Annotated in this window: 9 protein-coding genes; 6 read left to right on the top strand and 3 right to left on the bottom strand. The window is 63.8% G+C overall.

Going from position 1 to position 14,480, the window contains the following annotated elements; all coding sequences use genetic code 11:
* The first annotated feature begins 155 nt into the window (after positions 1-155).
* A complete protein-coding gene (locus J2D77_RS02060) occupies positions 156-725 on the top strand; it encodes an ankyrin repeat domain-containing protein (protein WP_230975404.1) in 570 nt (189 codons plus the stop codon).
* Between the two features lie 235 nt (positions 726-960).
* Here the strand turns inward: J2D77_RS02060 and J2D77_RS02055 are convergent, their stop codons facing one another.
* From J2D77_RS02055 to J2D77_RS02045, 3 genes are all read right to left on the bottom strand, one after another.
* Positions 961-2,064, bottom strand: a complete 1,104-nt coding sequence (locus J2D77_RS02055) for a site-specific DNA-methyltransferase (RefSeq protein ID WP_331000044.1) — start codon at positions 2,062-2,064, stop codon at positions 961-963.
* Entirely contained in the window at positions 2,061-2,705 is a 645-nt protein-coding gene (locus J2D77_RS02050) for a ribonuclease HII (RefSeq protein WP_407927063.1), read from the bottom strand. The genes J2D77_RS02055 and J2D77_RS02050 overlap by 4 nt, the downstream gene beginning before the upstream one ends.
* Before the next feature lie 117 nt (positions 2,706-2,822).
* Positions 2,823-3,122: a CsbD family protein gene (locus J2D77_RS02045; protein WP_207844594.1), complete on the bottom strand. Its 300-nt coding sequence runs from the start codon at positions 3,120-3,122 to the stop codon at positions 2,823-2,825.
* 117 nt (positions 3,123-3,239) lie between these two features.
* Here J2D77_RS02045 and J2D77_RS02040 point away from each other — a divergent pair, with 117 nt between their 5' ends.
* The 5 genes from J2D77_RS02040 to J2D77_RS02020 all read left to right on the top strand — a co-directional run bounded on the left by J2D77_RS02040 (position 3,240) and on the right by J2D77_RS02020 (position 14,477).
* Positions 3,240-4,634 carry an MFS transporter gene (locus tag J2D77_RS02040; RefSeq protein ID WP_207844592.1) on the top strand — a complete coding sequence of 465 codons (1,395 nt, stop codon included), beginning with the start codon at positions 3,240-3,242 and terminating at the stop codon, positions 4,632-4,634.
* A 372-nt stretch (positions 4,635-5,006) separates the two neighbouring features.
* Positions 5,007-6,446, top strand: coding sequence for an efflux RND transporter periplasmic adaptor subunit (locus J2D77_RS02035; RefSeq protein WP_207844590.1), 1,440 nt, complete (start codon positions 5,007-5,009; stop codon positions 6,444-6,446).
* Positions 6,443-9,622, top strand: coding sequence for an efflux RND transporter permease subunit (locus J2D77_RS02030; RefSeq protein ID WP_207844588.1), 3,180 nt, complete (start codon positions 6,443-6,445; stop codon positions 9,620-9,622). The genes J2D77_RS02035 and J2D77_RS02030 overlap by 4 nt, the downstream gene beginning before the upstream one ends.
* Positions 9,619-12,924 carry an efflux RND transporter permease subunit gene (locus J2D77_RS02025; protein ID WP_331000058.1) on the top strand — a complete coding sequence of 1,102 codons (3,306 nt, stop codon included), beginning with the start codon at positions 9,619-9,621 and terminating at the stop codon, positions 12,922-12,924. The genes J2D77_RS02030 and J2D77_RS02025 overlap by 4 nt, the downstream gene beginning before the upstream one ends.
* A complete protein-coding gene (locus J2D77_RS02020; protein ID WP_207844584.1) occupies positions 12,924-14,477 on the top strand; it encodes an efflux transporter outer membrane subunit in 1,554 nt (517 codons plus the stop codon). Before J2D77_RS02025 ends, J2D77_RS02020 begins: the two co-directional genes overlap by 1 nt.
* Positions 14,478-14,480 lie beyond the last annotated feature (3 nt).

Here is a 14,480-nt window from a genome sequence, read left to right as displayed (position 1 = left end):
GCGCCGTCCGGGCGTAAGGGATGCGTGCCAAAGACCCGTACCGCCACACCCGCCCCTGCCATATGTGCGGCGGGTGGGGCTGTTCTTCCCCCGGGCCGCCTTTTCGCCCGGCAGAGCATGTGATAGACTGGGCGGAGTACAATATTGGACTGACCATGACCCGTTTTCCGCGCCTTGTTTCATCCGCCCTGCTTGCCTGTAGCCTGTCGATGCTCGCCACCGCACCGGCCTGGGCTTCTGACGAGGAAGATCAGGCCGCTGCCGAGGAAGCCCAGCAGAAAGCCGAGAGCGCGAAAGCCGCCAAGCGTGCTGCTCCCCCGGCTGCCATTCCGGGTGCAGCGGGCATGGATGAGGATAGCGGCGACCATGCCAGCCGGGATGTGGAGCCGACAGTCGCCCTGTTCGACGCCATCAACCGGGGCAGCGTAACCGCGGCGCGCGAAGCCATCAATCGCGGTGCCGATCTGCACGGCCATAATATTCTGGGACAGACGCCGCTGGATATGTCCATCGACCTGAACCGCAATCCCATCACCTTTTTCCTGCTTTCCCTGCGCGGTTCGGATAGCACGGTCGGCGGTGCAGGCACCACCATGATCGGTAACGACATGGACGGGGCGACTGGCGATAACGGATCGTATGGTGGCAGGCATGGCGGCCGGGCGGAAAATACGAGCGGCATTCCGCAGCCCAGCATCGGCTTTCTGGGCTTTGGCGGAAGCTGAACAGGACCGTTCAAAGCCGCCATTCGGGGTAGAAAGAGCGATTACGTGCCCGTTCAGGCACAAAAGACCGCCCCTGCCCGATCCGCTTGCCCCGCGAACAGCGTAAGCCCTGGTGAACCGCCTGCTGCGGCATGCACCCCATAACAGCGTATATATCGCAGCAGGGCGTGCAGATGCCGCCTCTACCGGACAAGTTCAGGCCGCGGGGCTGAGTTTTCCTTGCCCCTGCCGCGGTTCAGCCCGCGGCCATGGCGCGCAGGCTTTGCTGGCGCAGATCGTCGAGCGGGCATAGCACGCCCCCACGCTCGAAATGCCAGAAGGTCCAGCCATTGCAGGACGGGGCATTGGTCAACAACGCACCGATCTTGTGGATGGAGCCGCGCTGCGCACCGCTGACCAGTGTTCCGTCAGGGGCCACGGTCGCATTGATACGCTGGCGCTTGTCGTACACCACCGTGCCCGCCACGATCAGCCCCTGTTCCACCAGGCTGCCGAATGGCACGCGTGGGGCCTCGCGCTTGTCCTGCGTGGTCTGGACCGTATCGTCCGCCAGCGGCACTTCACGCGCGACACGGGCCATGGCGGCCTCGACATAGTCGGGGTGGCGTTCGATGCCGACAAAATGGCGGCGCAGGCGGCGGGCCATGGCCGCAGTCGTGCCCGAACCCGAAAACGGGTCGAGCACCACGTCCTTGACCGTGGTGGACGCCAGCAGCACGCGATGCAGCAGGCTTTCGGGCTTCTGGGTCGGATGCAGTTTCAGCCCGTGTTCGTTGCGCAGCCGTTCATTGCCCGTGCACAAGGGCAGGTACCAGTCCGAACGCATCTGCACGTCATCGTTCAGGGCCTTCATGGCCTGGTAGTTGAAGCGATAACGGCTATCCTGCCCGCGTGCCGCCCAGATCAGCGTTTCATGGGCATTGGTAAACCGCCGCCCCCGGAAATTGGGCATGGGGTTGGATTTGCGCCAGACGATATCGTTCAGGATCCAGAACCCCAGATCCTGGAGAATGGCGCCAAGGCGGAAAATATTGTGATAGGAGCCGATCACCCAGATCGTGCCGTCCTTGTGCAGAAGGCGGCGCGCCTCGCCCAGCCAGGCGCGGGTAAAACGATCATATTCCGCAAGGTCGGAGAACTTGTCCCAGTCGTCATCCACCCCGTCGACCAGCGAGTCATCGGGGCGGCGCAGTTCGCCACGCAGTTGCAGGTTATAGGGCGGGTCGGCAAAAATGCAGTCCACCGAACCGGTCGGCAGCGTGCGCATGACATCCACACATTCGCCACGCAGGATCTGATCGAGCGGAAGCTCCATGGAAACCGATTTTGCCCCGCTCATACCTGCTCCTCCGTCAAGATCATGCTCATCCGCAACCGCACCGAGCCGAATGTTTTTCTGTGGTGGGGGGAAATACCCGCCCGCTCCAGCCCCTGCTGGTGCGCGTCCGTGCCGTAACCCGCGTTGCGGGCCCAGCCGTAATGCGGCCAGCGGGCATCAAGCCGCGTCATGATGCGATCACGCAGCACCTTGGCGACGATCGAGGCCGCGGCAATGGACAGGCTGATGCCGTCCCCACCAACCACGGCCTGCGCGCTGCATCCGAAATCGGGCATCTTGTTGCCATCCACCAGCACATGGTCGGGCACGCGCGGCAGGCGGGCCACCGCGCGCAACATGGCCAGATGCGCCGCATGGTAGATGTTCAGCCGGTCGATTTCGTTGCAGGACGCGGCACCCACGCCAATTTCCACCCCCGCCACCTTGGGCAGGCGGGCGGCTATGGCTTCGCGCAGGGCGGGCTTGAGTTTTTTGGAATCATCGATGATGGCGGCAAGGTCATGCGGCACACCGGCCCCGAACACCACGGCAGCGGCGACGACGGGACCGGCCAGCGGGCCACGGCCCACTTCGTCCACTCCGGCGACTCGACCACCATGCTTTTGTTCGAGCAAAAGGCCCGGCATTGCTTCTCCATCCATCCATTTGAAGCGACTCGGCTAAAATTGCCGAGTCGCTTCAACCGCGACTCCGCGGACAAGGAGAAGCATTTTTTTACCCGGGAGCGCAAGAGTCCGGGCAAAATGATTTTTTAAAGATCACTTGCGGCGGGGGATCAGCAGCCAGCCCAGAAGCAGGCTGACAGCCGAAACAAGCCCGATGGAGAGCAGGGGCTTGTCGCGCACGAAGGTCACGGCTTTTTCCACCACACCTTCGCCTTCGTCGTAAAGATCGGCGAAATCCTGCTGCATATGGCCCGTGAACTGGTCGAACTTGCCACTGACCTGCAGACCGATATCCCCTGTAAGGCCACCGGCGGCATCCTTGACATGCCCCTTGATATCGGTAGCCACACCTTCGATCTTGTCTTCGGTTTTCTTGATTTTATCGTCAGCCATGACGTAGTCCTTCCATCGTTGAACCGTGCGGCCTTCGGGCCATGGCGCCTTGGGTGCAGCCCCGGGCAGCACGATTGTGTGTTGCATCAGACCGCAAAAACACGCCTCTGGCTAGGCATGGCTAGTGTAACACATTCGCAGCTCACCGCGCTGACTGTCTCATCCATGCTGTTCATGGAGCAGATGGACGGCACCGTGCTGGCCACGGCCCTGCCCTCCATCGCGCAGTCGCTGCATGTGGGCACGGTCGCAACGTCGGTCGCACTGACCTCCTACATTATCGGGCTCGCCATTTTCATTCCCGCGTCCGGCGCGCTGGCCGACAGGCTGGGCAGCCGCACGGTGCTGATGGCGGCCATCGGCATGTTCGTGTGCAGTTCGCTGCTGTGCGCGCGTGCGCAGTCCCTGCCCTTTCTGGCGGTCATGCGCATGCTCCAGGGCGTGGGCGGGGCCCTGATGGTGCCGGTCGGGCGGCTGGCCATTATTCGCGGCACCCCGCGCGACCAGCTCGTGCGCGTCATGACATGGATGATGCTGCCCGCGACCCTGGGCCCCCTGCTGGGTCCGGTGGTAGGCGGCTTCATTACCACCTGGCTGTCTTGGCGGTGGAATTTCTACCTCAACGTGCCGGTAGGGCTGCTGGGCCTGGCCATGACATGGCGTTTCATTCCCGAAATCCGGGACACCGATACCCCGCCCTTCGACCTGAAAGGCCTGTGGCTGGCCGGGGGCGGGCTGGCTGTCCTGTCCATTTTCGCCGAACTGTTCAGCCATGCGCAGGGAAGCTGGGCGCTGTGGCTGGGCCTGCTGGGCACGGGGGGGCTGCTGCTCGGGCTCTATGCCCGGCATGCAAGCCACACGACCGCCCCGCTGCTGGATTTCGGCCTCATGCGCTTTGCCACCTTCCGCATATCGGTCCTGGCGGGGGCGGCATCGCGCATTGCGGTGGGGTCGCTGCCGTTCCTGCTGCCCACCTTCCTGCAAATCGGGACGGGGCTGAACGCCGCGCAAAGCGGGATTGTCACCTTTGTCGCCCCTGTGGGCGCCATTGTCACACGCCCGCTGGTGCCCGCCGTGCTCAAACGCTGGGGGTTTCGGCGCGTGCTGATGGTCAACGGCGTTTCGGCGGCGGTCATTTTCATCATGATCGCGGCATTCCAGCCTTCCCAACCGCTCTGGACCCTCTCCCTGATCCTGGTGATCGCGGGGGGTGCGCAGGCGGTGCAGTTTACGGCGTACAACACCGTGGCGTATGCGGATATTCCCGCAGCCCATATGAGTGCGGCCACCAGCCTGTATTCCACCATGCAGCAGATCATGCTCTCGGGCGGGATCTGCGTGGCGGCGGGCACGCTGACCGTCATGGGCAGCCTGCAAGGCCATGCCGAACCGACCTTGGGCGATTTTTCGACCGCGTTCCTGGTAACCGGCCTTGTCTCCCTGCTGGCGGCCCCGCTTAGCGCGCGGCTTTCGCCCTCGGCCGGGGCGGATATGAGCGGCAACCGCGGCTGACCCGCGACTGCCCGACGCCCGGATAGACTGCGCACCCTGCCGCTGGGCCTGCCCTTGATCCCAGGCCGTGCCCTTTGGCTTTGGCCTTTGACCTTGCCTTCTGGCCGCATTCCGGCCCGTACCCGGCCCGCGTACGGGCGGCACTTGCACGGCGCATTCGCGCGCTGGCACATACCCCCGCAATTTTTAACGATATTACGTAATTATAATTTGGATTTTATGTTGTAAATTTCGGCAACAGACTTGATCTTCTCCTCCCGGCCCCGCACAGAAGATATGACGTACGATAGACATAATCAGACAATATTTCCCCTTGTGCCCAGGCCACTCCTGTCTGCCCCATAGAATTCAGGTAAACGAGAAACGCGCTGCATGGACGAACACAGTCAGGCCACCCCTTCGCCTTCCCCTACTGCCATCCCGCCCGCTCCACGCAGAAAATGGCTTATGCTTGCGGGCGTGGTCCTAGTCGGGGCTGGTGTGCTCGGCTTTGCCTTCCTGCGCCCCCACAGCAGCACCACCGGTTCGCATGGCGGCCGGCACAGCCGTAGCGGCGGTGCCGGCAGCACGGCCCAGCCCGTGGCGGTGCAGACCGTCCATGCCGGGGCCATGCCCGTGGTGCTGACGGAACTGGGCACGGTGGTGCCCGTCACCAACGTGACCGTGCAGACCCGCGTGGACGGCTACCTGACCGATGTGCTGTTCACCGAAGGCCAGCATGTCCATAAAGGCGACCTGCTGGCGATCATCGACCCCCGCCCCTACCAGGTTCTGCTAGACCAGTACCAGGGCCAGCTTGACAGCGCGAAGGCGCAGTTGGAGCAGGCGCGGGTGGACAATGCGCGCTACCAGCGGCTGATCAAGCAGGACAGTATCGACGCCAAGACCGCGCGGGACCAGGAATTCACGGTCGAGCAGCTTGAAGGGACGGTCAAGGCCGACCAGGCGCTGGTGGATAATGAAAAACTGCAACTGATCTACTGCCATATCACCGCCCCGGTCGATGGGCGCATTGGCATTCGCGCGGTGGACCGCGGCAATTACGTGACGGCCGCGCAATCGGGCGGACTTGCGATTTTGACGCAAATGCAACCGATCTCGGTCATCTTCACCCTGCCCCAGGACCAGCTTCCCCAGGTGCTTGACGAATTGCAGGCCAACAGGCCGCTTGCGGTCGAAGCCTGGAACAGTGCCAACACCCAGAAAATTGCTGATGGCACGGTCAGCGCGCTCGATAGCGCCATCGACACCGCAACGGGCACCGTGCGCCTGCGCGCCATTTTCCCCAATGCGGATGAACATCTGTTCCCCAACCAGTTCGTCAATGCGCGCCTGCTGGTCAAGACGCTGGACAACGTGCTGCTGCTGCCGGTCACGGCGTTGCAGACGGGCCCGTCCGGCCAGTTTGTCTATGTGGTCAAGCCCGACAGCACGGTAGGTGTGCAGCCCGTCGCCACCACCGTGTCGGACGGAACCAACACGGTCGTGACCACGGGGCTGAAGGATGGCGATCGCGTGGTAACGGACGGCACCGACCACCTGCGCGACGGCTCGAAGGTCACCATACCCGACGCCACCCCTGCCAGCGCGCAGGGCAGCACGGCGACGCAACCGCAGACCCCTGCGGCCCCTGACGCGGCGCCTGCCGGCACCTCCGCCATTCCCTCCGGCACGCCTTCTGGCGCTCCTTCTGGCACGTCTTCCGGTTCGGCTCCGGGTGTTCCGGCTGGCTCACCGCCGGGCACGCCCCCCGGAACGTCGCCCGCCCAGGGCGGCGCCCCCGGTAGCGCGCAGGGTGGTTCGACACCGTGAACCCTTCAGCCCTTTTCATCCGCAGGCCGGTCGCCACCACCCTGCTGATGCTGGCCATTTTCCTGGTCGGCCTGCTGGGCTACCATTTCCTGCCCGTATCAGCCCTGCCGCAGGTGGATTACCCCACCATTACGGTGCAGACCTTCTACCCCGGCGCCGGCCCCGACGTGATGGAAACCTCCGTCACCGCGCCGCTGGAAACCCAGTTCGGGCAGATGCCCGGGCTGGACCAGATGACATCGCGTTCATCGGGCGGGGCATCCATCATCACGCTGCGCTTCGGGCTGTCCATGTCCATGGACGTGGCGGAGCAGGAGGTGCAGGCCGCCATCAACCAGGCCAATTCCCTGCTGCCCACCGACCTGCCCGCCCCCCCGATCTACGCCAAGATCAACCCGGCTGACGCGCCGGTGCTGACACTGGGCATTTCATCCTCCACCATCCCCCTGCCGGAGGTGGAAGACTACGTGGACACCCGCCTGGCGCAGAAGATCAGCCAGATTTCGGGCGTGGGGCTGGTGACCCTGTCGGGCGGCAACCGCAAGGCCATACGGGTGCGGGTGAACGTGCCCAAGCTGACATCCTACGGCATCGACATGGACACGCTGCGCACGACCATCGGCAACGTGAACATCAATTCCCCCACAGGCACGTTCGACGGGCCCAAGCGGGCGGCGACCTTGCGGGTCGATGGCCAGATCACCAACACGGACATGCTGCTCAACCAGGTGATCGCGTATCAGGATAGCGGGCCGGTGCGCGTGCGCGATATCGCCACGGTGGTGATCGGGGCGGAAAACACGCAGCTTGCCGCGTGGTCGAACCTGACCCCGGCCCTGGTCATGAACGTGCAGCGCCAGCCCGGTGCGAACGTGATCGAGGTGGTGGACAACATCAAGGCCGCTCTGCCCGCCCTGCGCGAAACCCTGCCGCCGGGCATCGATGTCACGCCGCTGACGGACCGCACCACCACCATCCGCGCATCGGTGGCCGATGTACAGGTCGAACTGTTTCTAGCCCTTGTGCTGGTCGTGGCCGTCATTTTCGTGTTCCTGCGCAATATCCCGGCCACCATCATCCCCAGCCTGTCCGTGCCGCTTTCCATTATCGGCACGCTGGCGATCATGTACCTGCTGGGCTTTTCGCTCGATAACCTCTCGCTCATGGCGCTGACCATCGCCACCGGCTTCGTGGTGGACGACGCCATCGTGATGATCGAGAACATCTCGCGCTACGTGGAAGCGGGTGAGGACCGAATGACCGCGGCCCTCAAGGGTTCGGGGGAGATCGGGTTCACCATCATCTCGCTGACGATCTCGCTGATCGCGGTGCTGATCCCGCTTTTGTTCATGAGCGACGTGGTGGGCCGCCTGTTCCATGAATTCGCGCTGACCCTGTCTGCGACCATCATCATTTCCGCCGTGGTGTCCCTGACACTGGTGCCCATGATGTGCGCGCGCATCCTGTCCGAACGCCCCCATGACACGACGCAGGCCGCGACATTCTTCCAGCGCCTGTCCGCGCGGATGGAGATCGCGACCGAAAAGCTGATCGCGGGATATGACCGCATGCTCGACGTGGTCCTGCTCCACCGGCGGCTTACACTCGGGGTGGCCGTGGGCACGCTGGTGCTGACGGGCATTCTGGGCTGGTTCATTCCCAAGGGGTTCTTTCCCGTGCAGGATACGGGGATCATCCAGGGCATTTCCGTTGCGGAACAGACCATTTCCTTCGACAGCATGAAGGAACACCAGCAGGAACTGGCCCGCGTCCTGCTCAAGGACCCCGATGTGGTCTCGCTCTCCTCCTTCGTGGGGGTGGACGGGCAGAACGCGACCCTCAACCAGGGCCGTTTCCTGATCAACCTCAAGGCCCATGACGACCGCAGCGGATCGGCAACGCAGATCGCCCAGCGCTTGGAACAGGAAACCGCACAGGTGCCCGGCATCAGGCTGTATCTGCAACCCGTGCAGGATCTTTCGCTCGATACGACCGTAACAGCGACACAATACCAGTTCCTGCTCGAAAACCCCGATTACAACGCGTTCAAGACCTGGGTGCCCAAGCTGATCGAGCGCCTGCAGGCCGAGCCCTCGCTCATGGACGTGACATCGGACCTGCAGGCGGCGGGGCTGGTCGCGCGCGTCACGCTGGACCGGGCGACGGGGGCACGCTACTCCATTACCCCGCAGACGGTCGATAACGTGCTGTATGACAGTTTCGGCCAGCGGCAGATTTCCACCATCTATACCCAGGCCAACCAGTACCGCGTGATCCTGGAGGCCGATCCGCGCTTCCAGCGTTCGCTGACATCGCTCGACCAGCTTTACCTGCCCGGCATCAGCGGCAATGCGGGGGAAAGCTCGTCCGGCCCCACGCGTTCGCCCACCTCCGGGCTGGTGCCGCTGGCCGCCGTCACCACCGTCACGCGGGAGACGGCCCCCCTGCTGCTGACCCATTTCGGGCAGTTCCCGGCCACGACCATTTCCTTCAACATCCGCCCCGGCTACGCGCTGGGGGATGCGACGGCGGCCATCCGCCGGGTGGAAAAGGAGATCGGCCTGCCGTCGGCCTTCCAGACATCGTTCCAGGGAACGGCGGCGGCCTTCGAAGGCTCGCTGGGCAATGAAATGTTCCTGGTGGTGGCCGCCCTTGTCGCGGTCTATATCGTGCTGGGCGTTCTGTACGAAAGCTTCATCCACCCGATCACCATCCTGTCCACGTTGCCATCGGCGGCTATCGGCGCGCTGCTCACGCTCATGGTCGCGGGGGCGGGGCTGGATGTCATGGGCATTATCGGCATCGTGCTGCTGATCGGCATCGTCAAGAAAAACGCCATCATGATGATCGACTTCGCCCTGGATGCCGAACGCGAACACGGCATGGATTCCCTGCAATCCATCCGAACCGCCGCAACCCTGCGTTTTCGCCCTATCCTTATGACGACACTGGCCGCCATGCTGGGGGCGGTGCCCATGGTCATCTCGCACGGGACGGGTTCGGAACTGCGCTTCCCGCTCGGGCTGGCCATTATCGGCGGGCTGGCGCTGTCGCAACTGCTGACGCTGTTCACGACACCGGTCATTTACCTGACACTCGACACCTGGGCGCATAAATGGAAGACGCGCCACCCGACCCCACCGGCCCAACCCACGACCGGGCCCGCTCACCCGTGAGCATCAGCCGGTTTTTCATTGCCCGGCCGGTCGCCACCACCCTGCTGGCCATGGCGCTGGTCCTGGCGGGGCTGCTGGGCTATCGCAGCCTGCCGGTCTCGGACCTGCCCAATGTGGACCTGCCGGTGATCCAGATCCAGGCGCGCCAGCCCGGTGGCTCGCCCGAGGAAGTGGCGAGTGCGGTGGCAGCCCCGCTGGAGCGCCATCTGGGCCAGATTGCCGATGTCACGGAAATGACATCCCAGTCCTCGGACAGCCAGACGCGGATTACGCTGCAATTCTCGCTCAACCGCGATATCAACGGCGCCGCGCGCGATGTGGAGGCCGCACTCCAGGCCGCGCGGGCGGACATGCCCTCCACCCTGCGGCAGAACCCCAGCTACCGCAAAGCAAACCCCAACGGCGCGCCGATCCTGATCTTCACGCTGACATCGGCCACCCATACCCGCGCGCAGCTTTACGACTACGCCACCAATGTGCTGCTCCAGCACCTTTCCGCCATTGACGGCGTGGGCCAGGTCGATATCAGCGGCAGCGCCCTGCCCGCCATCCGGGCCGAAATCAACCCCCTGCCCCTGTTCCGCTACGGTGTCAGCTTCGAGGATATCCGCGCAGCCCTTGCCTCGGCCAATGCGCATACGCCCAAGGGGATCATAGACCAGAACGGCATGCGCTTTACCCTGGACACGAACGACCAGGTCAGCCAGGCCCAGGGCTATCGCGACCTGATCATTGCCTGGCGCAACAGCCGCCCCGTCCGCCTGGCCGACGTGGCCGAGGTGCGCGACAGCGTGGAAGACCTGCGCAACGCCGGCTATTACAACGGCCAGCCTTCCATTATTGCCGTGGCCTTCGCCCAGGCCGGGGCCAACGTGATCCGCACGGTCGACCAGATCAACGCGCAACTGCCCATGCTGGAATCGGCCCTGCCCGGCGGGGTGGACCTGCATGTGGCCCTTGACCGGTCGCTGACCATTCGCGCGGCCTTGGCGGATACGCAGCTCACGCTGATCATTTCGGTGGTGCTGGTGGTGCTGGTGGTGCTGTTTTTCCTGCATTCGGCCCGCATGACACTGATCCCCGCCGTGGTGGTGCCCACATCCATCATCGCGACCTTCGGCTTCATGGCGCTGTGCGGCTTTTCGCTGGACAACATGTCGCTCATGGCGCTGACGGTCTCCACCGGCTTCGTGGTGGATGACGCCATCGTGGTGACGGAAAACATCGCCCGCTACATAGAGCAGGGCTTCCCCCCGCGTGAGGCCGCCATCAAGGGCAGTAGCGAGGTCGCCTTTACGGTTACCTCCATTTCCATCTCGCTGGTGGCGGTGTTCCTGCCCATCATGCTCATGGGTGGGCTGGCGGGGCGGCTGTTCCATGAATTCGCCATCACCATCACCATCACCATCATGATCTCGCTGGTGCTGTCGCTGACCCTCACCCCCATGATGGCGGCGTATCTGCTGCGGCCGTCTGGCAAGCCGGCGGGTGGGACGACGGGGGGATCGAGGCTCTACCGCGCCATCACCGGCGGCATCCTGCGTTTTCTGGACATGTTGCAGGCAGGCTATGCGCGTTCGCTGGACGTGGCCCTGCGCCACAACCGGCTGGTGCTGTGCAGCATACCCGCGACACTGGTGCTGATCGTGGCGCTGTTCCTGCAAATGCCCAAGGGGTTTTTCCCCGTCGAGGATACGGGCATCATGATGGGCCACCTGATGGGTGACCAGTCGGTATCCTTCGCGGCGCTGAGCGAAAAGCTGACCGGCGTGCAGGATGTGCTGATCCACGACAAGGACGTGCAGAGCGTTTCGTCCTTTATCGGCGGCCGTGGTTCTTCCAACCAGGCCAACCTGTTCCTTCAGCTCAAGGACAAGAGCGAACGCACCGACACCCCAACGGACCTGATCGCCCGCGTCAACCGCAAGCTGCGCAAGCTGGTGGGCGCGCAGTTCTTCCTGATGGAGCCGGGCAGTATCCGCACCGGGGCGCGCCAGAGCAACGCGGCCTACCAGTATTCGCTCTCGGGCAATGACGCCACAAGCCTTTATAGCTGGACGGACAAGCTGCTGGCGGCCCTGCGCACCCACCCCGAACTGACGGACCTGTCGTCGGACGTGCAGGAGGCGGGCAGCGCGATCAACACCCAGATCGATCGCGATACGTCATCACGCGTCAATATCACGCCCCAGCTTCTGTCCAACACGCTCTACGATGCATTTGGCCAGCGTTCGGCATCGGTCATCTACAACCGGCTGAACCAGTACCGTGTCATCATGGAAGCCGATCCCGCCAAATGGTCCAGCCCGGAAAGCCTCAAGCAGGTATGGATCAGCGTGTCGGGCGGTTCGGCGTCCGGCGGCACGGCGTCGAACACCATCCGTGTCAGAAACGCCACCGACACCAGCGTCACCAGCACATCGACCAGCCAGAGTGCGCTGTCCTTCAAGAACCAGATCGCCAACTCCCTGGCGGGCGGGGCCGGGGCTTCCAGCGGCTCGGCCGTCAGCACCTCGTCCGAAGCCATGGTGCCGCTGACACTGGTCTCGACCCTGGTGCCCACGCATACGGCCCTGTCGGTCAACCATGACGGCCAGGCCGTGGCGGCGACCATCTCCTTCAACCTGGCCAAGGGTGTCTCGCTGGGGCAGGCAACCCAGATCATCAACGAAACACGGGTCGCCCTGCATATGCCCAATACGGTGCAGGGCAGTTTCGCAGGCAATGCGGCGCAGTTCCAGAAATCGGTCAATAACGAACCGGTGCTGATCCTGGCAGCGCTTGTTGCGGTCTATGTCACGCTGGGCATCCTGTACGAAAGCTACGTGCATCCGCTGACGATCCTGTCCACCCTGCCTTCGGCCGGGGTGGGTGCGCTGCTGGCGTTGCAGATGGCGGGGGAGGAATTCTCCCTTATCGCGCTGATCGGGGTTATCCTGCTGATCGGTATCGTCAAGAAAAACGCCATCATGCTGGTCGATTTCGCCATTACGGCCGAGCGCGAGGGCGGGCACACGCCGCTGGACGCCATACGCTCGGCCTGCCTGCTGCGCTTTCGTCCCATTATCATGACCTCGGCCGCCGCAGCGCTGGGGGCGGCCCCCCTTATCGTCGCCCATGGATACGGGTCCGAATTGCGCCGCCCGCTGGGTATTGCCATTGTAGGCGGGTTGATTGTCAGCCAGGCGCTGACCCTTTACACCACGCCTGTCATTTACCTGACACTCGACAGATTACGACTGCGAGCCCTGAACCTGCGCCTTCGCCCGTTCTTTTTCCGCACCACCAAGCAGGATAGCTGATGCCTCCGTCATCTTTCTTTTCGTCCCGTAGCGGCTTCTGGCGCATTGGCACGCTGCTGACCCCGCTGGTCCTGACCGGGTGCATGGTCGGGCCGAATTACAAGCGGCCCGCAGCCATTGTTTCCCCCCAGTTCAAGGAACTGCGCCCTGCCCCCGGCTGGGACTACGCCAAGCCGCAGATGGCCAGCCTGCCCAAGGGGGCGTGGTGGACGATCTATAACGACCCGGTGCTGAGCGGGCTGGAAGCCCAGGTCGAAATCAACAACCAGAACGTGGCGCAGTACGAAGCCCGCTACCGCAATGCACGTGCGACCATCAACGCCGTGCGCGCGCAGCTTTTCCCCACCCTGAGCGGGGCTTTGTCCTTCAACCGCCAAAGCTCCGGGCGTGGTTCGCGCTCTTCTGGCACCATCATCAATTATGGCGGCACGGAAACCAGTGCGGCCTCCAATTCGACCGAGAACACCTATGCCATGGGGCCCACCGCATCGTGGGATCTGGATCTGTGGGGCAAGATCCGCCGCCAGATCCAGGCCCAGGTGACCGAGGCCCAGGCCAGTGCGGCCGACCTGGCCAATGCCAGGCTGTCCTACCAGGCCCAGTTGGCCACGGCCTATTTCAACATGCGCTACGAGGACAGCCTGCGCGACCTGCTGGACCGCAACGTGGCGTTTTACGAACGCTCCTACCAGATCACCCAGAACCAGTATAACGCGGGCACGGCCGACCCCACGACGCTCATGCAGGCCAAGACCCAGCTTGAACAGACACGGGCCCAGGCCACCGCCACAGATGCCGCGCGCGCGCAGTACGAACACGCCATCGCCATCCTGATCGGCAAGCCCCCGGCAGAACTTTCCATCCCGCGCGGCGCGCTCTCTCGCACCATTCCGCCCATTCCGGTGACTGTGCCCGCCCAGTTGCTGGAACGCAGGCCCGATATTGCGGCGGCCGAACGCCGGATGGAGGAATATAACGCCCAGATCGGTGCAGCCATTGCCGCCTTCTACCCGGATGTGAAGCTGACGGCCTCCTATTCCTACAGCGGCGACCCGGTGGGCGCGCTGGTGCAGGTGGCCAACCGGATCTGGTCGCTGGGCGCTTCGGCCACGGAGACCCTGTTCTCGGGCGGTTCAAGAACCGCCGCGGTGCGTGAGGCGGATACGAATTACGATTACTATACCGCCGCCTATCGCCAGACGGTCCTGACCGCCCTGCAGGAAGTGGAAGACCAGTTGGCCAATCTGCGGGTGCTGTCGGACCAGGCCACCCAGCAGGCCGTGGCCCTGGACGCCGCCACCCGCGCGGCCAGCATTGCGTTCAACCAGTATATGGCGGGCACACAGATCTATACCACCGTCATCACGGCCGAAGTCACGGCCCTGTCCAATGCACAGACCGCGCTGTCGATCCAGCAGAGCCGCATGCTGGACTCCGTCAGCCTGGTCAGCGCGCTTGGCGGCGGGTGGGAGGCATCGGAACTGCCCAGCAAGGATTCCATGCAGACGGACAATCCGTTCCTGCCGTCCTTTATCCAGAAAGACAAAAATTAACCC

This window comes from Acetobacter garciniae (assembly GCF_017377735.1).
Lineage (GTDB): Bacteria > Pseudomonadota > Alphaproteobacteria > Acetobacterales > Acetobacteraceae > Acetobacter > Acetobacter garciniae.
Note: the sequence above shows the minus strand (reverse complement) of the source record. Positions and strands in the feature narration are given on the sequence as shown.

What these genes read in the sequence shown, in the direction of transcription:
- J2D77_RS02045 (WP_207844594.1), bottom strand. Translation starts at nt 3,122, where the DNA reads ATGGCTGACGATAAAATCAAGAAAACCGAAGACAAGATCGAAGGTGTG.
- J2D77_RS02055 (WP_331000044.1), bottom strand. Translation starts at nt 2,064, where the DNA reads ATGAGCGGGGCAAAATCGGTTTCCATGGAGCTTCCGCTCGATCAGATC.
- J2D77_RS02060 (WP_230975404.1), top strand. Translation starts at nt 156, where the DNA reads ATGACCCGTTTTCCGCGCCTTGTTTCATCCGCCCTGCTTGCCTGTAGC.
- J2D77_RS02035 (WP_207844590.1), top strand. Translation starts at nt 5,007, where the DNA reads ATGGACGAACACAGTCAGGCCACCCCTTCGCCTTCCCCTACTGCCATC.
- J2D77_RS02050 (WP_407927063.1), bottom strand. Translation starts at nt 2,705, where the DNA reads ATGGATGGAGAAGCAATGCCGGGCCTTTTGCTCGAACAAAAGCATGGT.
- J2D77_RS02040 (WP_207844592.1), top strand. Translation starts at nt 3,240, where the DNA reads ATGGCTAGTGTAACACATTCGCAGCTCACCGCGCTGACTGTCTCATCC.
- J2D77_RS02020 (WP_207844584.1), top strand. Translation starts at nt 12,924, where the DNA reads ATGCCTCCGTCATCTTTCTTTTCGTCCCGTAGCGGCTTCTGGCGCATT.